Origin of the sequence: Mycoplana sp. BE70 (assembly GCF_031455855.1) — a bacterium.
Taxonomy (GTDB): Bacteria; Pseudomonadota; Alphaproteobacteria; order Rhizobiales; family Rhizobiaceae; genus Mycoplana.
Genome location: NZ_JAVDTM010000005.1, coordinates 98,022 through 117,660 on the forward strand (window position 1 = coordinate 98,022; position 19,639 = coordinate 117,660).

Annotated in this window: 17 protein-coding genes; 7 read left to right on the forward strand and 10 right to left on the reverse strand. The window is 64.2% G+C overall.

The window, feature by feature from the left end; translation table 11 throughout:
• Position 1: 1 nt before the first annotated feature.
• The gene (locus J2Y48_RS10825) at positions 2-1,060 is read right to left on the reverse strand and encodes an endo-1,4-beta-xylanase (RefSeq protein WP_310417045.1); all 1,059 of its coding nucleotides are present in this window, start codon (positions 1,058-1,060) and stop codon (positions 2-4) included.
• 240 nt (positions 1,061-1,300) lie between these two features.
• Between J2Y48_RS10825 and J2Y48_RS10830 the strand changes: the two genes are divergently transcribed.
• On the forward strand, positions 1,301-2,245 hold the full coding sequence (locus J2Y48_RS10830; protein WP_310417048.1) for a glycosyltransferase: 945 nt from the start codon (positions 1,301-1,303) through the stop codon (positions 2,243-2,245).
• Here the strand turns inward: J2Y48_RS10830 and J2Y48_RS10835 are convergent.
• The 7 genes from J2Y48_RS10835 to J2Y48_RS10865 form a co-directional block, all read right to left on the reverse strand.
• Complete coding sequence (locus tag J2Y48_RS10835; RefSeq protein WP_310417053.1) at positions 2,242-3,705, reverse strand: O-antigen ligase; 1,464 nt, start codon at positions 3,703-3,705, stop codon at positions 2,242-2,244. The genes J2Y48_RS10830 and J2Y48_RS10835 overlap by 4 nt on opposite strands.
• Complete coding sequence (locus J2Y48_RS10840) at positions 3,672-5,231, reverse strand: GumC family protein (protein ID WP_310417057.1); 1,560 nt, start codon at positions 5,229-5,231, stop codon at positions 3,672-3,674. Before J2Y48_RS10840 ends, J2Y48_RS10835 begins: the two co-directional genes overlap by 34 nt.
• 182 nt (positions 5,232-5,413) lie before the next feature.
• The gene (locus J2Y48_RS10845; RefSeq protein WP_310417060.1) at positions 5,414-7,045 is read right to left on the reverse strand and encodes an FGGY-family carbohydrate kinase; all 1,632 of its coding nucleotides are present in this window, start codon (positions 7,043-7,045) and stop codon (positions 5,414-5,416) included.
• A 64-nt stretch (positions 7,046-7,109) separates the two neighbouring features.
• A complete protein-coding gene (locus J2Y48_RS10850) occupies positions 7,110-7,838 on the reverse strand; it encodes an SDR family oxidoreductase (protein WP_310417061.1) in 729 nt (242 codons plus the stop codon).
• Positions 7,839-7,866: 28 nt separating this feature from the next.
• A complete protein-coding gene (locus J2Y48_RS10855; RefSeq protein WP_310417064.1) occupies positions 7,867-9,129 on the reverse strand; it encodes an ABC transporter permease subunit in 1,263 nt (420 codons plus the stop codon).
• On the reverse strand, positions 9,126-9,947 hold the full coding sequence (locus J2Y48_RS10860) for an ATP-binding cassette domain-containing protein (RefSeq protein WP_310417065.1): 822 nt from the start codon (positions 9,945-9,947) through the stop codon (positions 9,126-9,128). The genes J2Y48_RS10855 and J2Y48_RS10860 overlap by 4 nt, the downstream gene beginning before the upstream one ends.
• Before the next feature lie 72 nt (positions 9,948-10,019).
• Complete coding sequence (locus tag J2Y48_RS10865; RefSeq protein ID WP_310417068.1) at positions 10,020-11,066, reverse strand: sugar ABC transporter substrate-binding protein; 1,047 nt, start codon at positions 11,064-11,066, stop codon at positions 10,020-10,022.
• Positions 11,067-11,360: 294 nt separating this feature from the next.
• On the opposite strand from J2Y48_RS10865, the gene J2Y48_RS10870 reads away from it, so the two are divergent.
• Positions 11,361-12,368, forward strand: a complete 1,008-nt coding sequence (locus tag J2Y48_RS10870) for a LacI family DNA-binding transcriptional regulator (protein ID WP_310417071.1) — start codon at positions 11,361-11,363, stop codon at positions 12,366-12,368.
• Positions 12,369-12,374: 6 nt separating this feature from the next.
• Here J2Y48_RS10870 and J2Y48_RS10875 read toward each other — a convergent pair whose 3' ends face one another.
• Both J2Y48_RS10875 and J2Y48_RS10880 read right to left on the reverse strand, forming a co-directional pair.
• The gene (locus J2Y48_RS10875; RefSeq protein ID WP_310417074.1) at positions 12,375-13,727 is read right to left on the reverse strand and encodes an ATP-binding protein; all 1,353 of its coding nucleotides are present in this window, start codon (positions 13,725-13,727) and stop codon (positions 12,375-12,377) included.
• Positions 13,724-14,386, reverse strand: a complete 663-nt coding sequence (locus J2Y48_RS10880; RefSeq protein ID WP_310417077.1) for a response regulator transcription factor — start codon at positions 14,384-14,386, stop codon at positions 13,724-13,726. The genes J2Y48_RS10875 and J2Y48_RS10880 overlap by 4 nt, the downstream gene beginning before the upstream one ends.
• Positions 14,387-14,528: 142 nt before the next feature.
• Between J2Y48_RS10880 and J2Y48_RS10885 the strand changes: the two genes are divergently transcribed.
• From J2Y48_RS10885 to J2Y48_RS10905, 5 genes are all read left to right on the forward strand, one after another.
• Entirely contained in the window at positions 14,529-14,963 is a 435-nt protein-coding gene (locus J2Y48_RS10885; protein WP_310417080.1) for a PepSY domain-containing protein, read from the forward strand.
• A gap of 169 nt (positions 14,964-15,132) precedes the next feature.
• The gene (locus tag J2Y48_RS10890; protein ID WP_310417767.1) at positions 15,133-15,603 is read left to right on the forward strand and encodes a DUF2271 domain-containing protein; all 471 of its coding nucleotides are present in this window, start codon (positions 15,133-15,135) and stop codon (positions 15,601-15,603) included.
• Positions 15,604-15,626: 23 nt separating this feature from the next.
• A complete protein-coding gene (locus tag J2Y48_RS10895; protein ID WP_310417083.1) occupies positions 15,627-17,837 on the forward strand; it encodes a PepSY domain-containing protein in 2,211 nt (736 codons plus the stop codon).
• Complete coding sequence (locus J2Y48_RS10900; RefSeq protein WP_310417086.1) at positions 17,818-18,816, forward strand: FAD:protein FMN transferase; 999 nt, start codon at positions 17,818-17,820, stop codon at positions 18,814-18,816. Before J2Y48_RS10895 ends, J2Y48_RS10900 begins: the two co-directional genes overlap by 20 nt.
• 45 nt (positions 18,817-18,861) lie before the next feature.
• Entirely contained in the window at positions 18,862-19,530 is a 669-nt protein-coding gene (locus J2Y48_RS10905) for a GntR family transcriptional regulator (protein WP_310417090.1), read from the forward strand.
• Positions 19,531-19,639 lie beyond the last annotated feature (109 nt).

Below are 19,639 nucleotides of genomic sequence, written 5' to 3' on the forward strand. Positions count from 1 at the left end.
CCTAGCCTCCCACCACGGCTTGGATGGCCTGCATCATCGGCTTGGGCTCGAAGGTGTCGGTGAGCGGCAGCGGTCGGTTGGGATGGCCATCGTTTCGCTTGTACCAGATCGGCACCCAGGTGTAGCGGTCGGTCAATCCCCAGGTCAGGATTGCCGACGGCTGCGTGACCGACAAGATGGCCGCAAGCAGGTCCTGAACTCGCCTTGCAACGATCGCGTCGCGCTCTGCGGTCTCGGCCGGAAGCGCGTCGTCGATGACGTCGAGTTCGGTGACCAGGACATCGACATCCATGGATTTCAAGTCGGCGACGAACTGCGACACGCCATCCGTATCGATGTCGAGATCTCCGGGCAGATGCGCCTGGAAGCCGACGGCATCGAGCGGTGCGCCGCGGTCGCGCAGCCGTCGAACGAGGTCGAGCAGTGCAAGGCGCCGCGCCTTGGCCTTCTCCGTCGCAGCCTCAAGGCCATAGTCGTTGATGACCAATTGGACCTGCGGATCGACGGCGCGTGCGGTGTGAAGGGCGATGTCGATATATCTTTCGCCCAAAGCCGCGGCCCACACCGAGTCCCGGAGGCCGACGCTTGCTTTCGCATCATCTGATAGCGCCTCGTTGACGACGTCCCAGCTCGGTATCTCGCCGCGATAGCGCCCGACGACGGTTTCGATGTGCGTGGTCAGTTCTCGTTCCGCCTCGGCTGCACCGGTGATCGCGTTCGCCCAATCCGGCATGGCGGCATACCAGGCCAGCGTGTGGCCGCGCATTTTCATGCCGTTCCGGCGAGCGAACGCCAGCAGACGGTCGGGTTGGTGAAAATTGAAGGTCGACGGGTCAGGACGCAGATCGACCCATTTCAGGCCGCCTTCCCCGACGACGAGCTGGCAGTATTTCACGAGCGCTTGCCGGTAGGCCTCGTCTTCCTGCAGGGGACCATCGCGAACCGCGGCACCAAAGGGTATTTTCGCTTGACCAGCCGCGGCAGCGCCATCGGTCGCACCGCGATGCAAAAGCGCCAGGGTGGCAGCCGCTGTCGCCGCGACGAATTCTCTTCTGCGCATGAAACAATTCTCTCAGTTGGCGTGCGCCAGCGTCTCGCGTCGCCAAGTCCGGAGCGCCGACAGCACGTCTGATATGCATCCAGGATAGCGCGCAGATGTGATCGGAGCGTTAAAGACCACCGTTAACCCGTCTTTCAGGTTGCAGCCCTAGTGTGCGCAGGGCTCTGTCTGGCCGGCTCCGGCCCAACCCGAGGAATTGCCCGATTGCGCAAGCGATCGCTAAAGTTGCGGTAGAATCCGATGAACCAGCCCACTTCTGGCGCAGCGATCGAAGCGGTCGTCTGCATACCGACCTTCCGCCGGCCGGAATGGCTACGAGGGACGCTTTTGTCCCTGCTGGCGCAGAAGATCGATTTCCCGTTCGCCGTCGTGGTGATCGACAACGACGGTGTCAATCCCGCCGGTGCGGCGGTCGCAGGTCAACTGTTGAGCGAGCATGGCATTGCCCACGCGGTCGACGTGGAGCGGAAACAGGGGAACTGCCACGCCATCAATGCCGCGTTCCGGCTTGCGCTCGAACGCTATCCGAGCGCCCGTTACCTGCTGATGATCGACGACGACGAGACAGCAGGCGACGCATGGCTGCAGAACATGGTGGATGCCGCCCGCATGAATGAGGCCGATATTGTCGGCGGCCCGGTCATCCGCACCTTCGAAACGGCGGCACCTGCTGCCATTCGCAATCACAGCCTGTTCGGCTGCATCGATGGCGAAAGCCGCGCCGTGTCCATGATCCACGGCTCGGGCAACTGCCTGATCGGTCGCCATGTCTTCGAGCGGATGCCGTTTCCCTTTTTCGACCTTCGCTTCAACTTCCTCGGCGGGGGCGACATGGAGTTCTTCACCCGCTGCCGCCTCGCGGGATATCGCTTCTGGTGGTGCGCCGAGGCCGTGATCCACGAGACCGTGCCAGCGGACCGCGCCAATGCCAGATGGCTGATGACGCGCTCCATCCGGACCGGCAGCATCAACTGCGTCATCGACCGCCTGCATATGGGCGTGTTTGCAACACCGAAGGTGATCGTCAAGAATCTCGTCAGCCTCGGCCTCGGCATGGTGCGCTCGCTCTTGATTCTGGTGAGCACGGGCCAACTGGTGCCGGCGACGCATCCCCTGCTGATGTCGGTTGGACGCATGGCACCGCTGCTCGGGCTTCTGCCCAAGCCGTATGAGGCGAAGAGCTAACCGGCGCCGCGGCTGATCCGGATGACCGGCGATCCCGTCATCTTCGCCCCGATCCGTATGGCCGGCTGGACAACGGGATAGGCGGGCCGTGGCGCGGCAGGCTCCATAGCCATGGGCCGCATCGGCGCCGCTGAGTGGACGGCGGTTTCGCCGTCCAGCGCAAGGGTCGAGCGTGCCTGCAAGCCGAGGCCGAGGACGCCGATCAGGATCGTGAACCAAACTGGCCCGGTGTTGACGTAGAATGCGCTTTCCAGGCAGGCGAGGAAGATACCGAACAGCCAGATGCGCAGAAACAGCCGGGTCAACTGGATGTCGTTGCCGCCGTCCAGGGCGTCGGCGGCCCTGCGCATCGGCGAGCGCACCAGCCAGAGCAGCGTCAGGATCAGCCCGGGAACTCCCGCATTGATCACGGCCTCGATATAGCCGTTATGCGCATTTGCCGCGGTCACGGCCCAGGTTTCCGTCGCCGCCTGGCCGGTGAACAACTTGTCGGTTTGCCAGAAGGACTGGAAGCCGTGGCCGAGAAGCGGCCGCTCTGCGATTGCCGACATCGCCAGCCGCCAGATCGAGCTGCGTTCCGTGAAGGTGGCATCGATGCCAAGGCTCGACAGCGCGCCGCCAATCTGGTCGGAAACGGCAGCGCCGATCATGATCGTATTGGCAACGATCAGCGTCCCCCACACCAACAGCGCGCGAAGGCTCCTGCAGCGCTCGAAGAGCCAGGCGACCAGCAGCGTGAACGGCACCATGATCGTGGAGGTCTTCCCTCCCGAGAAGAGCACGAACAGCAAGGCGCCGGCCGCCAGGAACCACCCAAGCCTCCTGGAGCCGGTCGCGGCGAGATAGAGACCGAAGAAAACCGACATCGCCATGGCGGCGGCGGTGATGTTCTTGTGGCTGTAGATTCCGCGCCAGTCGCCTGCAAGCGAGCTTTCGAGGCCGTCCGTCGCCTGATGGATCGCCCGTCCCGGCATCGCCGCGACACCGAAATAGGACAGCAGTACGACGACGCAGAGGACAGCGGTGATAACCGCGTTGAACTGGGTCTGATTGCGCGGCAGCAGCAGGAAGGCGTTGGCGCAGAAAATCACGATGACGCCGAAGATCACGCGGCGCAGAGCCGAACCCGGATCGTCCCCGAGAATGGCGGTCAGGAGAAACCAGAACAACAGGGCGGCAAGCAGCAGCCGCTGCTGAAACAGCAGCCCCCAAACGCCCCGCGTCCCCACGCAGGAAAGGAGGACGCCGAACATGGCAAGGACGACAATCTGGTTGATGACGTTGGACGTCCCGCCCCACGGCGTATCCGACGTCAGTCCGGACATGTTCGGCAGCGGCGAAAGCGTGACCCAGAAATAGCCCATGACCGCCAGCAAAAGAACGGTGAGGCGCCTGCCTCCCGCTGCAGACGCGGCGCTGACGCCACTCATGCCGCGTTGGCTCGGAACGGTCTCTTCCACCACCGTTCTCCGAACACTTCCCGCAGGAAGCCCAACAGCAGTGCGAGAACCGCACCCACGACGGCGCCCATGACCAGGCCGGCAGCCAGGACGATCGCGCTTCGCGGCGGAAAGCTGCGGGAGACCGGCGGCAGCGGCTGGCTCACCACCCGCACGTTGGTCGCATCGATCTGCTGTCGTTGGGCTGCCTCGCTCGCACGCGTCATGAAGGCCTCGTACACCGAGGCCTTGGCCTGCGCTTCGCGTTCGAGCTGGCGCAGTTGGACCTGCGCGGCGGTATCGGTAAAGACGGAGCCCTTCGCGGCATCCGCTTCCTTGGCCAGCCGATTGACCGCCCCCTGCGCCTGTTCCAGCTCGGCGCGGGCCAATTGGACGAGGCGCCCGGTCTCGGACTGAATCTGCGCCTCGAGCGCCTTGGCCTTCGGTTGAAGGGCGATGAGCTCGGGATGGCGTGGACCAAGGACGGCCGATTGCGAGGTGATCTGCTGGCGGATCAACGAATACTGTGTGCGCAGCGCCGTCATGGTGTCCGATTGCAGGCTCGCGGCATTCAGCCGGCTTTCCTCCGAATCGGACGTGAGTTCCTTGTATCGGGACTGCGCCCGGATGAGGCGCTCCCTTGCATCGACCATCTGTGCATTGACCTGGTTGGCCGTGGTCGAACTCGCCAGTTCGCCGGCGCTTGATCGCAAGCCGTTGCTGCGCTTGAATTCCTCGACCTTCTCCTCGGCCTGCCGCACATCGTACTTGAGCGCCTCAAGGCGGGAGGCCAAAGCACCGGCAGCGCGCCCGGCACCTTCCGCCTGCGCACTGACGAGTTCGTCCTGGAAGGATGCGATCAGCTTGTCGAGAATCTCGACGGACTTTTCCGGTTGGCGGCTCCATGCGCTGAGACTCACAAGGAAAGAGCGCGTGTCGCGGCTCGCGGCGACCCGCTTCTCCAGCGCGCCCAGCGCATCCCGGGTCGGGTTCTTGCTTCCCTGCCCGGCAAACTCCGGGTCATTGACGAGATCGAGATCCTTGACCACCCGCGCCAGGACATTGCCCGAGGTCAGCAGCCGCAACTTGCTTTCGACGGCAAGCAACTGTGAGTCTCTCTGAAGGCTCTGAACGAAAATGTCGTCGGCGACCAGGTTGAGATCGGTGGGCTCCACCAACAGCTCCGCGCTGGAGCTGTAGCGCGGCGGCACGGTCACGACGAATGCCAATCCCGCAAGAACGCCCGCCGCGGCCGCGGCGATGATCAGGAGCTTGTAGGACAACAGCCAGCGAAAGGCATTGCCGATTGTCACAACCTCAAGCCATGCTGCAACGGTCGTTCCGAACTCGTTTCGCGCCACCATTGCCGCGGCGGCCGTCTCCTGCCCGACAGGATGGACGGGTTCATCCTGCGCCGACTGTGTCGCACGCCATTCCCCCGCGCGCGTGCTGACCCGCACGATCGGTGGCGATGGGCCCGTCACCGCTGCGGTACGGGCGGGGATCCGGATCTTCGGACCGCGGTTGTTACTGCTGGCGGTATACATTGGCCTGCTGCGTTGCGCCGATTGGCTCGTAGGGCTTAGAAGATCAAAACAGGCTTAATAATTGGTTATGTTCGCCGCGACGGTGCGGTTCGGTTGAGTTCGCAACGGCAAAATTCGACATCGCGAGGCGGCTCAGGCAAACCGCTCTGCCTGAGCACTTTTCAACCCGCCGATTCAAAGCCTTACCGAATTTCCCGCGCCAGCGCCTGAAGCTTCTTGAAAGCCTCGTATCGCTGTGCATGTGCCGCTGCGATCTCGGCACCGGCGGGCGCGTATGTGCGATCCGTCCGCGAGAGTTTTGCCATCGCCGTTCCGACATCCGGGAATGAACCCGACGCGACGCTTCCGAGGATGGCCGCGCCCAGCAGCACCGGCTCTTCCGATTGCGTGGCGAGCACCGGCTTTCCGGTTGCATCGGCAAGAAGCTGGCGAACGAGATCGAACTGGCCTGCGCCGCCGCTGATCACGACCTTGTCGATCGGTGCGCCCGACGAGGCCTGAACGTCGACGATCTGCCGCAGTCCATAACCGATACCGCATAGGCCGGCGATGTAGAGCGAGACAAGATTGTCGATGTTGCGCTCCATGCCGAGCCCCACGACGACGGCCCGGGCATTCGGATCGGCGAAGGGCGCGCGGTTGCCAAGAAACTCCGGAACGACGTGCAACCCGTCCGCCAGGCGGACCGCGGCCGAGAGCGACCCCGCCTTTTGCGCGGCCAGTTCCGTCAGCCGGACGGGGAGCGACGAACCTTGGCTCCTCGCCAGTTCCGTTGCCTCGCCCGCTGCCGGGTGGAACGACAGCAACTGCTCGATCGCAGCACCGGCAGCCGATTGGCCGCCCTCGTTGAGCCACATCCCCGGTACCATCGCCGAATAGTACGGTCCCCACACGCCCGGCACGAAAACGGGTTCCTTGGTGGACGTCATCGTGCAGGAAGACGTACCAAAAACGTAACCGAGATTGCTTTCGGGCGGGCCGTCGACGCCGACGGTGCCGATCCCGCCCGCATGGGCGTCGATCATCCCCGCGCCGACCGGAGTGCCCGCCGGCAGGCCGAGTTCCTCGGCGGCGCGCTCGGTCAGGCCGTTTCCGACCGGGGTCCCCGGCTCGACGATGTGCTGGCCGATGCGGGCAAAGCCTTCATCCGCGAGAACCCCGAGGCCGATCTGGTGGAAGTAGCTCGGATCCCAGCGCTTTTCGTGTGCCAGGTAGGTCCACTTGCACGTCACCGTGCAGGTCGAACGCGCGAGGTCCCCCGTCGACCGCCAGGTCAGGAAGTCGGCAAGGTCGAAAAACTGCCAGGCGGCATCGAAGACCTGTGGCCGGTTCTCGCGCAGCCAGAGAAGCTTCGGCGTTTCCATTTCGGGCGAGATGCGGCCCCCGACATAGCGCAGCACCTCATGGCCCTGGGCGTTGATCCGCTCGGCCTGCTCGACCGCACGGTGGTCCATCCAGACGATGATATCGCGCTGCGGGTCTTCCGACGGCCCAACGGGCAACGACGTGCCGTTTTCGCCCAGAACGACCAGCGAGCAGGTCGCGTCGAAGCCGAGGCTTGCCACGTTCTGCGGATCGATACCCGCTGTTGCGACCGCTTCGCGCACGGCTGCGCAGACGGCTGACCAGATCTCCGTGCTCGATTGCTCGACAACGGACCCAGCCTCGCGAAAGAGCGTGATATCGCGCTTGCCCGACGCCACCATCCGGCCGTTCAGGTCGAACACACCCGCTCTGGCGCTTCCGGTGCCGACATCGACGCCGATGAGATACCGTTCGCCGCCCGCGGGGCGTGCGGAGGAAGTGTTGGTCATGGTCTTACCGCCTGCAAACAGGAGTTTGGATTGGCGCAGGGCCGCAGCCTTGCGCCGGTTCACATCACAGATCGACGCTGTTGGGCAGGATCACCAGGTCGCGGATCGTCACGTTGCGGGGACGCGTCAGCATGAAGAGCACCGCGTCGGCCACTTCCTTCGGCTGCATCAGGCTGCCATTGGCAAGCGCTTCGTCCATCTTCTCCTTCGGCCAGTCATCGAGCAGCGCGGTGACGACCGGGCCCGGCAGGACCGCACCGACGCGCACGCCGTGCGGGGCGAGCTGACGCCGAGTGCTGTGGACGAAGGCCTGCACGGCGAACTTCGAGGCCGTGTAGATCGGCTCCCAGATGACCGGAACGACGCCGGCGATCGAGCTTGTGAAGAGGATGTCGCCCGACTTCTGCTCGATCATGTAGGGCAGCACCGCATGAACCGAGCGGAAGGCGGCATTGATATTAAGGTTGAGCATACGATCCCACGCGTCGGGATCGCCCTCGGCGACCGGACCGCCGATATAGGCGCCCGCATTGGCGTGGAACACGTCGAGCTTGCCGGCAATCTCGATGATGCGCGGCAGCATGCCGGAGGCTTCGGCCGGGTTCAGCAGGTCGACGACGAGCGGCAGCGCGTTCGGGCCCAGTTCGCTGCAGAGCTGCTCCAGCTTGTCCTTGGCGCGGTCGATGAGCACGACCTTGGCACCTTCGGCCAGAAGCGTGCGGGCGCATTCGAGCCCGATGCCGGAGGCGGCGCCGGTTATCGCCGCGACTTTACCCTTCATGAGGTCTGCCATTTTGAAAACTCCATTCTGATCTGTTGGATCACGCGCGGCCGTGGCTGACGCGCGAGCGCCGGGCCAGCGAGTCGACGATGACCGCGATTGCGAGCACGCCGCCGGTAATCATGTAGCGAAGCGACGAGCTGAGGTTCAGCAGCGTCAGGCCGTTCGAGATCGCCTGGATGACGATGATGCCAAGCAGCGCCGAATAGGCGCTCCCGCGTCCGCCAAAGAGGCTGGTGCCGCCGATGACGGCTGCCGCGATCGCATTGAGGTTGACGTCGCCGGTACCGGCCTGCTGGCTCGAGGAGGCAAGGCGCGAGGCCGAAAGGACACCACCGAGGGCTGCGAGCGTCGAGCAAAGGACGAAGGCGCTCATGTAGATCCGCTTCACGTTGATGCCCGAACGCCGCGCCGCTTCCTTGTTGCCGCCGACGGCGAACATGGAGCGGCCCCACTTGGTGCGCGTCAACGCATAGTTCAGGATCACCGCGAGCGCGACGAACAGGGCGAACATCCACGGCACGCCGCGTCCGAGATTGAGATAGAAAACGGCCAGCTCCAGCGCCACGGTCAGCACCACAGCCTTGAGGACCAGCGCGCGGAGCGGCTGGGCGGACAGGTTTGCAGCCTGTCGCTGGCGCATGGTCCGCACGCCCTTGCCGATCATTACCAGCCCCGGCAGGAGCGCCAGTCCATGCGACAGCCAGTCCGGCATGATCAGCACCTGGCCGAACCGGACGAGCGGCGAGGCATAGGGAAGGTTGATCGAACCGGTCGACCCGAGAATGTAGAGCTGCAGGCCAAGGAGTGCGAGAAGGCCGGCAAGCGTCGCAATGAAGCTCGGCATGCCAAGACGGTTGTAGAGGGTTGCATAGAGCAGCCCGACTGCGGCGCCGACCAGAAGCGCGACGATGATCGCTCCAGCGACCGGCCAGCCCATATTGACCCACAGCACACCGACGGTAGCTGATGCAAGCCCACTCATCGAACCGACCGAGAGGTCGATTTCGCCGAGCACCAGCACGCAGATGACCCCAAGCGAGATCACCCCGACGGTGGCGCAGTCGAAGAGGAGGTTCACCAGATTGTTGGGCGCGAGGAAGACCGGGTTAAGGGTCGAGAAGACGACCGAAATGACGATGAGGCCGACGGCGACCGGGAGCATGCCGAGATCGCCGGAACGAACGCGATCGATGAACCCGCGCGCCATGCCGAGGATGCCCTCGTCATGGCGCACGCGTTCATCGCTGCGGTCCAGCTTCTGCTGGCCTTGGGAGGGGGTGGGCGAAAGGTTCTGGCTCATGCGGCTCCCCCGCTTGTTTCGTTGACGAGGCCGGCCTTGCGGTCGAGGCGACGAGAAACGGAGTTATCCGTGGCACCGGTGATCGCGGAAACGAGCTCCTGGTTGGACGAATCCGGCGCAAAGACGCCGTTGTTCCGACCGAGGCGCAGCACGACGATCCGGTCCGCCACCGCGCGCACGTCTTCCATGTTGTGGCTGATGATGATGACGCCTAGCCCGCGGTCGCGGACGCGTTCGATCAGGTTCAGCACTTCGGCGGTCTGGGCCACACCAAGCGCCGCCGTCGGCTCGTCGAGCATGATGACCTTGGGGTCGAGCAGCAGCGAACGGGCAATCGCGACCGTCTGGCGCTGACCGCCCGACAGGGAGGCAATGGGTTCGCGGACGGATGGGATCCGGGCGGCCAGCTCGCGCAACAGTGTCCAGGCCCGCACTTCCATGGCAACCTCGTCCAGATGCCATGGCGACATTTCGTGGCCGAGGAAGAGATTGGCGACGACATCGAGGTTTTCGCACAGGGCGAGATCCTGGAACACGGTCGCAATGCCGAGGTCGAGCGCCTTGGCCGGATTGTCGAGGGTCACGCCCTTTCCGCAGAATTCGATGGTCCCCTCGGACGGCTGGTGCACACCGGCGAGAACCTTGACGAGCGTCGACTTGCCGGCGCCGTTGTCGCCCACGAGAGCCACGACCTCGCCGGCGTTGACGTCGAGTTCGATGTCGGTCAACGCGGAGACGGCACCGAAATGCTTGGAGATACCGCGGAGGCGCAGCACGGGCTCGCCCTTTGCCGGAATGCTCTGGATATTAGCTGTCATGGCCTTATGACCTCTCGACCGAAAGGGGCACCCGGCCGCAATGTCTGCGGCCGGGCACGTTAGTGGGCAGCGTCAGTTGATGATGCCAAGTTTGCGGCAACCTTCAACATACTCTCCGGTGCAAATTTCTTCCGGCTTATTGATTCCCTTGTCGAAGATTTCGGCCTTGATGTTTTCCGCCGTGACGACCGCCGGGACGAACAGCTGCGAGGGCGTGTTGTAGAGCGAGTTCGGGGCTTCCGGCGTCTCGCCCTTCAGCAGCTTGACGGCAACGTTTGCCGCTGCGGCCGCAACGATTTCGGAAGGCTTCGAGATCGTGTTGTACTGGTCGCCCGAAATGATCAGCTGAAGGGCTGCAATCGTCGCGTCGTTGCCGGTCACCGGCGGAACCGGCTTGACGCCGGCGGCCTTCAGGGCCGCGATGGCGCCGCCGCCCGTGCCGTCGTTGGCGGCGACGATGCCCTTGATCTGGTCCCCGAAGCGGGTGATCTGGCCGGCAGCCCATTCCTGTGCCTTCGGCGGCGCCCAGTCCGGCGTATCGAATTCGGCGAGCGTCTTGTAGACGGATGCGTCGAGCGCGGAATCGATACCGTCGCGGATCAGGCCGGCGGCGGCGTCGGTCGGCGAGCCGTTGATCTGAAGCACGCCGGCGCCGTCGGCAATCCCGGAAGCCTTCAGGTGATCGACGAGCGATTGGGCGATCGCCCGGCCGATGCCCTCGTTGTCGAAGGAAACGTAGTAGTCCGCCGGCTTGTCCGGGATCGGGCGGTCATAGGCGATGACCTTGACGTCCTGGGACTGGGCGATCTCGACCAGTGCTGCGGCAGCGGCCGAATCGACCGGGTCGAGGACGATGACCTTGGCGCCCTGGGCGATCACGGAATTGAACTGCTGCTGCTGGAGCGCCACGTCCGCGTTCGCGTTCTGATAGATGACCGTGCAGCTCGGGCAAAGCTTTTCCATCTCCGCCTTGAAGCCCGGATAGTCGTGCTGCTCGTAGCGGGTCGAAGCCTGGTCCGGCATGAGAAAGGCAACGGTTGCTGCTTCCTGCGCCATCGCAGCGCCGCCGAGAGACACGGCCAGACCGGTCGTGGCAAGCAAGTAAGTGAGCGTCTTCATATGTTTCCTCCACAAATGATTTGGGCCGGCGAGCAGAAGCTTCCGGGGGAGGCTGTCAGACTTCGGATCTCGTTCCGCCACGCGCTCTCGCGGCGCGCGTGATCGTTCGTTGCAGCTGCGCTGCCGCGTCGATCACATCGGTTCCTGATCCGACTCCTCCCTGAGTCAGCTTGCGCTTTGCTGGGGCACTTCATCGATTGAGCACGCTTGCTCAATCGATGAAGCAGAATTGCCACCTATGGCTATTGATGTCAAGGTGACTCGAAAGTGGAGGCGTTATTCGTGAAGCGTGGAATGCAGACCAAGAGGACGACGATCTACGATCTGGCGGAGCTGGCGGGGACGTCGGCGAGCGCAGTAAGTGCCGTCCTGAACGGCAACTGGAAGAAGCGCCGCATAAGCAGCCAGCTTGCGGAAAGGATCACCCGGCTTGCCGAGGAGCAGGGCTATGCGCTGAACATGCAGGCGAGCGTGCTGCGCCGCGACCGATCGAAGATCATCGGCATGATCGTGCCCAAGTACGACAACCGCTACTTCGGCTCCATTGTGGAGCAATTCGAAGCCATGGCCCGCGAGAGGGGACTGTTTCCGATCGTGACCTGCACACGCCGCGACCCGGCTCTGGAACTGGAGGCGGCGCGTGCGATGCTTTCTTATCGGGTTGATTGTCTGATCGCGACCGGTGCGACCGATCCGGATCGCATCGTTGAGCTATGCGCGGCGGCCGGCGTTCGCACCGTGAACCTCGACCTGCCGGGATCACGAGCCCCCTCCGTGATTTCCGACAACTTCGGCGGTGCCCTCGAGCTGACGCGGCGCGTGCTGGCAAACTGCCAGAAGGAGTATGGGGAAATGACACCGCTCCTGTTCATCGGCGGACGGGGCACCGACCACAATACGTCAGAGCGCGTCAGGGGCTTTCGCGCCGCCCATGCCGAAGCGGGCGTGGCCATCGATGAATCGCTCATCCTGACCTGCGGCTACGCTCCCGAAAAGGCCGAGACTGCCATGCGGCAGCTTGCGGAAAAGACCGGGACCTTGCCGAAAGGCATGTTTGTCAACTCGACGATTTCCCTTGAAGGCGTCATGCGCTGGATCCGTCGTTCGGGCCAGTATACCGACGGCATGCCAATGCTCGGCTGCTTCGACTGGGATCCGTTTGTCGCCATGCTTGGCGACCATATCGAAATGGTTCGGCAGGATGTCCCGGGAATGCTCGACGCGGTCTTCGAGATCATCGATTCCGGCAACTCGGACCTGAAAGTGGTGCAGATTCCGCCGGTTGTCGAGAAGATCGGGTAAAGTGCATCACGAAAAGACGCCCTTGCGGAAGTCATCCGGGCTGGGGTCGAACTTCGCCTCGAAACCACCAGTCTGCCCGGGCAGCGGGGAGGTGAGCGTCAGTGCGCCGCCAACACCGGAGGCAATCGCTTTTGCGATCGCAAGGCCGAGCCCGGAACCGCTGGCGCGCGTGTCGCCGCGCTCGAAGGGGCGGGTGAGGCGCGCGAGCGTCTCCGGCGTGACTGCAGATCCGGCATTGGTGACGACAAGGACACCCTCTTCCGACAAGCCGACATGGATCGCGTCGTCATGCGCCCCATGTTTCAGCGCATTCTCGATCAGGTTTCGCGACAGGATGGCGAAGGCATCCGGGTCGATCCTCGACAGGACCGGACCGAGCGGTAGGCACAGTTCGATGCGGTCGGCGGCGTCCTTCGCCATCTCCTTCGTGACCATCCGAAGAACCGGCGCAATGTCGGCTGCCTGCTCCACCTGAAGACGCCCGCCCTCCGCCCGCGCCAGGTGCATCAGCTTCTCCGATAGCCGCGCAAGCCGGCGCAGGGCCGTCTCGATCTGCGTTGCCCGCTCGAGGGTCGAGGGATCTGTCGATTCGGAAATCAGTCTCTGTGTCTGGGCCAGCGCCGCAGCCACCGGCGTGCGCAGTTCGTGGGCGGAACTCGCGGTGAAGCTGCGCTCGGCCTCGAGCACGCGGCGCAGCCGATCCAGCAGGTTGTTCAGCGCTTCCGCAACCGGCTCGATTTCCGAGGGCAATTCCACGGCGGGAAGTGGAGTCAGATCGCCGCCGCCACGCTGTTCGATGCCGGTGCGGAACGCCCGAACGGGCGCCATCGATACCCGGACGATGAGCCAAACGCCCAAAAGGCTGAGCACCACGAGGGGGCCGAAGGCCAGCATAAGCCCGAAGAACGTCTGGTTCCCCACCGCGCGGCGGTGCGCCAGCGGCTCGGCAACCGCAATCGTCACCGTTCCCTGCAACGCAGCATCGAAATAAATGCGGTGGGTCGGCGAATTGACAAAGCCCATCCCGCTATAGGGCGGAAAATTCGCATCGTCCGCACCGTGCGAGCGCAGGAGAACGTTGCCTTTGTCGTCCCTAACAACGTAGGTGAAGTATTCGTCGTGTGTGCGAAGGGTGGCGATTTTCTGGCTGGTGACGCCTTCGTCTTCGCGACCGATGATATCAAGGACGGCAAGGGGCAGAATTCGCTGCGCCGTCTCCTCCAGGGCACTGTCGAAGACAATGTCCAACTCATGGCGCAGGTTGCGGATCGTGACCAGCGCCGTTGCAAGCCACAGCAATGCGATGCCCATTCCCAGCCAGAGGGAAAGGCGCCATTGCAGGCTGCGAGGTGCCCTCATGGGGTCGTCCCAAGGCGATAGCCGACACCACGCACCGTATCGATGGCGCCGTGACCGAGCTTCTTGCGCAAGCGGCTGACGTGCACCTCGATGGTGTTGCTGTCCACGTCGGTGCTGAAGGAATAGAGGCGCTCCTCCAGTTGCGCCTTGGACATCAGTTGTCCTGGTCGCTGAAGGAAAGCCTCGTAGAGGACCCATTCTCTCGCCGTCAGGCCGATGTTCTTGCCGTTCCGCCGGATCGACCGGGACGCCAGGTCGATCTGCAGGTCGCCGATCTCGATGAGGGGGTTGGGATTGCCGGCATAGCGCCGCGCAACAGCTTTGAGCCGGGAGGACAGTTCCGACAGGTCGAAGGGCTTGATCATGTAGTCGTCGGCGCCGGCGTCCAGTCCCTCAATGCGGTCGGAGACCTGGTCGAGGGCACTCAGGATGATTACCGGCGTGACATCCCCCTTTGCGCGGAGGTTTCGCAGGAAGCCGATCCCGCGTCCGTCGGGCAGCATCAGATCAAGCAGAACGAGGTCATAGGCGGCGTTGTTGGCATAGTCGGCCGCAATGTCGAGCCGCTTGACCCAATCAACGCAATGGCCGTCGGCGTTGATCTGGTCGCGCACCGCAGCGCCCAGTATTGTGTCGTCTTCGATCAGCAATATCCGCATCGGAAGTTCCATTCGACTTTGCCGCCTTTCACTACCGCGCGAAACTGACGGCTCGCTTAAGCTGAAAATCGGCCAACTTCAGCTGCCGGTAAGGATGTGGCCTCAAAACAAGCCTACGACAAGCCTGATGCGGAGTACGATCATGAAGAAGACCATCCTGTTTGCGGCCATTGTCCTCTGCGGACTGGGCGCCGGCGCCGTCATGGCGGATGATGACGACGACGACTGCAACGTCCCGATGGCCAGCTGGCAGCCTCGCGAGGCGGTGCAAAAAATGGCGGAAGCCCGCGGCTGGACCATTCAAAAGATCAAGACCGATGATGGTTGCTACAAGATCCGGGCACAGGACAAGGACGGCCGGAACCTGCGGGCGAAGGTCAATCCCGGCACGCTCGAGGTCATGGGCATGAAGTATGCCGGCGACCGCGATCGAAACAAGCGTCGCGAACACGAGGAGGAACATGAAGGCGATCGCGACCGCAACGGCGGCAACAAGACGACCACTTCGGGAACGACAACACCCCCCAATAACGGGCTTTTCGGCAGCGGCACCCCGCCAAAGGTCGAGGTCCAGTAACGCCCGTCAGCCTGTCCGAAACAACGCGCGCCCCGCCCTGTGCGGGGCGTTTTGTTTTCGAGCGGCGGAAAGCTGACGGCAAGCTGAAGCAGAATTGCGCGAAGCTTCAGGGGGTGGTCAGTCGGCAACCACAATCTCCGGGCCATAACAACCAATGGAGATACCCATGCTGAAGTCGCTGATCGCCGGTCTGGTCCTCACCACCGCGCTGACCCTGCCGGGGCTGGCCCTGGCCCGGCCTGTCACCCTGACGACGACGCTCGACAATTACGGCGGAGACGGTGCCTATCTGACGCTCTACGTCACCGACGCGGCCGGTGCCTACAAAGGGACCCTTTGGATGGCGGGAGGCAAATCCAAGTACTACAGCCACCTCAGCGACTGGGCACGCCTTTCAGGCGGAGACACCGCCGAGATCAGCGGCATCACCGGCGCGAGCGTCGGGGCCGGCCGAACGCTGAAGATCACCCTGGACCTAGCCGACGCCCTGTTCGACGCCGGCTATGAACTGCACATCGATGCGGCAGTCGAAGACATGCGCGACAGTCCCGCCGATGTGGTCGTACCCCTGACCGCCGGCGGTTCCGGTCAGGCGACATCGGGGCGCCGTTATGTCCGTTCCTTCACCTACAGCATGTAACGCACGTATCGAGGATTGACCCCATGCTGCGTCAATTGCACAAGTTTTCCGGCCTTCTTGCCGCTCTTCTCGTCAGTGTTCTCGCGGTCAGCGGCGCGATACTGTCGGTGGTCCCAGCCATGGAACGGGCCGGGGCGATCAGCGTTGCCGAAGGCCAAGTCACCGTTGCGGAACTGGCAGGACGGATCGCGGCAACCTACCAGGGCATCGAAGAGATCGAGCGAACCCCGGCAGGTACGATCATCGTCCATCATTTCGAGAACGACCGCCCGGCGGCGGTTGTCGTCGATCCCAACACAGGGCAGTCCCTTGGCGCCTATGAGCGATCATCCTTCGAACGCTGGACGAAGAACCTGCACCGTTCGCTCTTTCTCGGCGATGGCGGGCGGGTCGCTGCGGCATTGGGCGCCGCAGCCATGCTTCTGCTGACCCTGACGGGGCTGCAGATGACGGCGCGGCGCATGGGCGGCTGGCGCCATCTTTTCGGCCGTGCGCGGGGCAGCCGCTCCCAGCGCCTGCATGTCGAGATGGGACGGCTGGCAGCTGCCGGTCTTCTGCTGTCCGCCCTCACCGCGCTCTATATGTCGGCAGCAACATTCGGGCTCGTTCCCAGCAAGGGTTCGCCGGCCTTTGACGCTCCCGTCGAAATCAGCGGCGGCCCGCACCTGCCGATCGAGCAGATCCAAGCGTTGCAGGGATTCGACTTGTCGGAGTTGCGCGATCTGACCTTTCCCGATGTGAGCGATCCCAAAGGCGCCCTGGAACTCAAGACCATTGGCGGCTCAGGTTTGATCGACCCGGCGACCGGCGCGATGGTGGCATGGCAGGATCGACCGTTGCCGCAGCAGATCTACGGGTTCATTCGGATGCTGCATACCGGACAAGGCCTGTGGTGGCTGGGCCTGATCCTCGGCATAACCTCGCTCAGCGTCCCGCTCTTCAGCGCGACGGGCGCCATCGTCTGGTGGTCCGGCCGGCAAGGACGTCCGCGGATCGCTGCAAACGCCGCCACTGCGTCCGCCGACACGATCATTCTGGTCGGCAGCGAGGGCGGAAGCACCTGGGGGTTTGCCGCGACGCTGCACAAGGCGTTGGCAGACGCCGGGCACAAGGTGCATGCCGCCCCGATGGACAAGCTGGCACAGTCCTATCCAGCCTGCCGTCAAATGTTCATCCTTGCGGCCACATACGGCAACGGCGAGGCGCCCGCCAACTCCCGCTCGTTTCTCGATCGGATCGAAAAGGTCGGATCCCCGCCCGCCTATCCGGTGGCCGTGCTCGGCTTCGGTGATCGACAGTTCCCGAAATTCTGCCAGTTCTCCCGCGACGTCGAATCGGCACTTGCCCGCAACGGCTGGCGCTTCCTGATGCCTGCAGAGACGATCAACCGGCAGTGCCCGCAGGAGTTTGCCCGCTGGGGACAGGCACTGTCGGCGGTCCTCGGCAAGAACCTCGTGCTCGACCATAGGCCGGGGATGCCGCGCACCAATGCGCTGACACTGGTTTCGCGCCGCGACTACGGCGCCGAGGTCCAGGCGCCGACCGCCACCCTGCGCTTTGCGCCTGCAAAGCGTAGCCTGCTTGAGCGCCTGTCCGGACGCGGATGGCCGCGCTTCGATGCCGGCGATCTCATCGGCATCGTCCCGCCCGGCTGCACGATCCCGCGCTACTATTCGCTCGCCTCGTCGTCGCGCGATGGTTTTCTGGAGATCTGCGTGCGCAAGCATCCAGGCGGCCTGTGCTCGGGTTACCTCCACGCTCTGCGCCCAGGGGACACCGTCGCGGCTTTCATCAAGCCCAACCCAAGCTTCCGACCTATGCGCGGCAAGGCGCCGGTCATCCTCATCGGTGCAGGCACAGGCGTCGGGCCACTCGCGGGTACGATCCGAGCCAACGACGATGCCCGGCCGATGCATCTCTATTTCGGCGCGCGCGATCCGGGGTCGGATTTCCTCTACCAGCACGAGATCGAGCGCTGGCTTGGCGAAAGCCGGCTGACGAGCCTGCGCACGACCTTCTCGCGCGTGTCGGGTGGCAGCTACGTGCAGGACCGCCTCCGCGAAGACGCCGGCCGCCTCCGCGCCCTCGTCGCTGCCGGCGCGCAGATCATGGTGTGCGGCGGAGGCGACATGGCCGCGGGCGTCATGGCCGCCCTCACCGATATCCTGGCCCCGGCCAACCTCGACCCGATCGTTTTGAAGGCTCAGGGGAGATATGTCGAAGATGTCTTCTGACTTGATCCGCCACGCCCTGAGCGGCGCCACCATGGGAACACGGTGGTCGGCGCTGGTCTACACACCGCCCGCGACCGACATCGAATCGATCAGGATGGCGCTGAGCCGATCCGTCGGCCGCGTCGACCTGCAGATGTCCACCTGGAAGCCGGACAGCGACCTGATGCGCTTCAATGCGGCACCGCCCGGCACCTGGCTTTCCCTGCCCGCCGAGTTCATGCAGGTGCTGGAGCGAGCGCTGGAGATCGGCGTTGCCTCAGGCGGCGCTTTTGATATCGGCGTCGGCGCCCTGGTCAACGCCTGGGGCTTCGGGCCTGATCGATCCGGGCCTGACGCGGGACTGATCCGGCAATCGCTTCGGGTGCGGCTGCCGCCAACCCATGCCGTCCTGGAACTGGATCGGTCGGCAGGCCGGGCGCGCAAGCACGCACCCGTTGCGCTCGATCTCTCCGGCATCGCCAAAGGCTTTGCCGTCGACGAAATGATGCGGACGGTCGAGGCGTTCGACGTTGCGGGCGCGCTCGTCAGCCTCGACGGCGAAGTGAAGGCGCGCGGCACCAGGGCCGATGGCACGCCATGGCTGGTGGCGGTGGAAAAGCCCGACTTCGAGGCGCGTAGCCCGCTCGGCCTGATCGCATTGCGCGACGCCGCCGTCGGCACCTCGGGCGACTATCGCCATTGGGTCGACGTCGGCGGAAGGCGCCTGTCACACACCATGGACCGGACGCGTGGCGGACCGGCCGACAATGGAACCGCATCCGTCTCGGTTGTAACCGAAAGCTGCATGGACGCCGACGCCTGGGCAACGGCGTTCATGGTGCTGGGGCCGGCGGAAGGACAGGCACTGGCACGGAAACAGAGCCTTGACGCGCTGTTCCTGCAACGGCGCGGCGAAGAGCTGATCCTGATCCCGGTGGGCGACGTCTTCCGCGCCGACCAGCCCCGTGCGGCAGGGCTCGCCACCATGCCGGCGATCTGACATAAGAGCGGGTGCAACTCATCCAAAAGCACTGATCCGCAACACATGACCGCACCAAACGACGATACCATTGCCAGTCGCATCAGCCGCATCCTTGCCGACCGGATCGTCACCGGCGATCTGGCTCCGGGGACGAAGCTGAGGCAGGACCATTTCGCCGAGGAATTCGGGGCGAGCCATGTGCCGGTGCGCGAGGCCTTTCGCCGCCTTGAGGCGCAGGGACTGGTAGTGAGCGAGCCACGGCGCGGCGTGCGCGTCGCCTCGTTCGACCTCAAGGAGGTTCGCGAGGTGGCACAGATGCGGGCGGCGCTCGAGGTGTTGGCGCTGCGGCACGCCGCACCGCACCTGACGCCCTCCATCCTCGACGAGGCCGAGCAGGCAACCGTCGCCGGCGACAATTCGCGCGACGTCCGATCCTGGGAAGACGCCAACCGGCGCTTTCACCGGCTGATTCTTGCACCCTGCGGCATGCCGCGCCTGCTCGCCGCCATCGACGACCTGCACGCGGCGAGCGCGCGCTTTCTGTTTGCGACCTGGCGGTCCGAATGGGAAGTGCGGACCGACCACGACCACCGGGCGATCCTGGCCTTTCTGCGTCAGGGCAAGATCGACAACGCCGCGGCGGTCCTGGAACGGCACGTCCAATGGATCGGCCAACGGCCGGTCAAGAGCGCGTCCGGCGCCACGCGCGACGTCTTTGCCATCGTCGGCTGACCTCTCCCCAGTTCTGCTTTCACTTCCAATGGTTGAAGAACCGGCGCCCCTCGCCGTCTGGGCGCTTGTGTTTCCTCATGCCGTCGCAAATTATAGATAAAATCTCATT

Excerpts from the sequence above, each read along its gene's own strand:
- J2Y48_RS10870 (WP_310417071.1), top strand. The coding sequence starts at position 11,361 with ATGCAGACCAAGAGGACGACGATCTACGATCTGGCGGAGCTGGCGGGG.
- J2Y48_RS10850 (WP_310417061.1), bottom strand. The coding sequence starts at position 7,838 with ATGGCAGACCTCATGAAGGGTAAAGTCGCGGCGATAACCGGCGCCGCC.
- J2Y48_RS10855 (WP_310417064.1), bottom strand. The coding sequence starts at position 9,129 with ATGAGCCAGAACCTTTCGCCCACCCCCTCCCAAGGCCAGCAGAAGCTG.
- J2Y48_RS10825 (WP_310417045.1), bottom strand. The coding sequence starts at position 1,060 with ATGCGCAGAAGAGAATTCGTCGCGGCGACAGCGGCTGCCACCCTGGCG.
- J2Y48_RS10880 (WP_310417077.1), bottom strand. The coding sequence starts at position 14,386 with ATGCGGATATTGCTGATCGAAGACGACACAATACTGGGCGCTGCGGTG.
- J2Y48_RS10895 (WP_310417083.1), top strand. The coding sequence starts at position 15,627 with ATGCTGCGTCAATTGCACAAGTTTTCCGGCCTTCTTGCCGCTCTTCTC.
- J2Y48_RS10860 (WP_310417065.1), bottom strand. The coding sequence starts at position 9,947 with ATGACAGCTAATATCCAGAGCATTCCGGCAAAGGGCGAGCCCGTGCTG.
- J2Y48_RS10830 (WP_310417048.1), top strand. The coding sequence starts at position 1,301 with ATGAACCAGCCCACTTCTGGCGCAGCGATCGAAGCGGTCGTCTGCATA.
- J2Y48_RS10885 (WP_310417080.1), top strand. The coding sequence starts at position 14,529 with ATGAAGAAGACCATCCTGTTTGCGGCCATTGTCCTCTGCGGACTGGGC.
- J2Y48_RS10865 (WP_310417068.1), bottom strand. The coding sequence starts at position 11,066 with ATGAAGACGCTCACTTACTTGCTTGCCACGACCGGTCTGGCCGTGTCT.
- J2Y48_RS10840 (WP_310417057.1), bottom strand. The coding sequence starts at position 5,231 with ATGTATACCGCCAGCAGTAACAACCGCGGTCCGAAGATCCGGATCCCC.
- J2Y48_RS10900 (WP_310417086.1), top strand. The coding sequence starts at position 17,818 with ATGTCGAAGATGTCTTCTGACTTGATCCGCCACGCCCTGAGCGGCGCC.
- J2Y48_RS10905 (WP_310417090.1), top strand. The coding sequence starts at position 18,862 with ATGACCGCACCAAACGACGATACCATTGCCAGTCGCATCAGCCGCATC.
- J2Y48_RS10845 (WP_310417060.1), bottom strand. The coding sequence starts at position 7,045 with ATGACCAACACTTCCTCCGCACGCCCCGCGGGCGGCGAACGGTATCTC.
- J2Y48_RS10875 (WP_310417074.1), bottom strand. The coding sequence starts at position 13,727 with ATGAGGGCACCTCGCAGCCTGCAATGGCGCCTTTCCCTCTGGCTGGGA.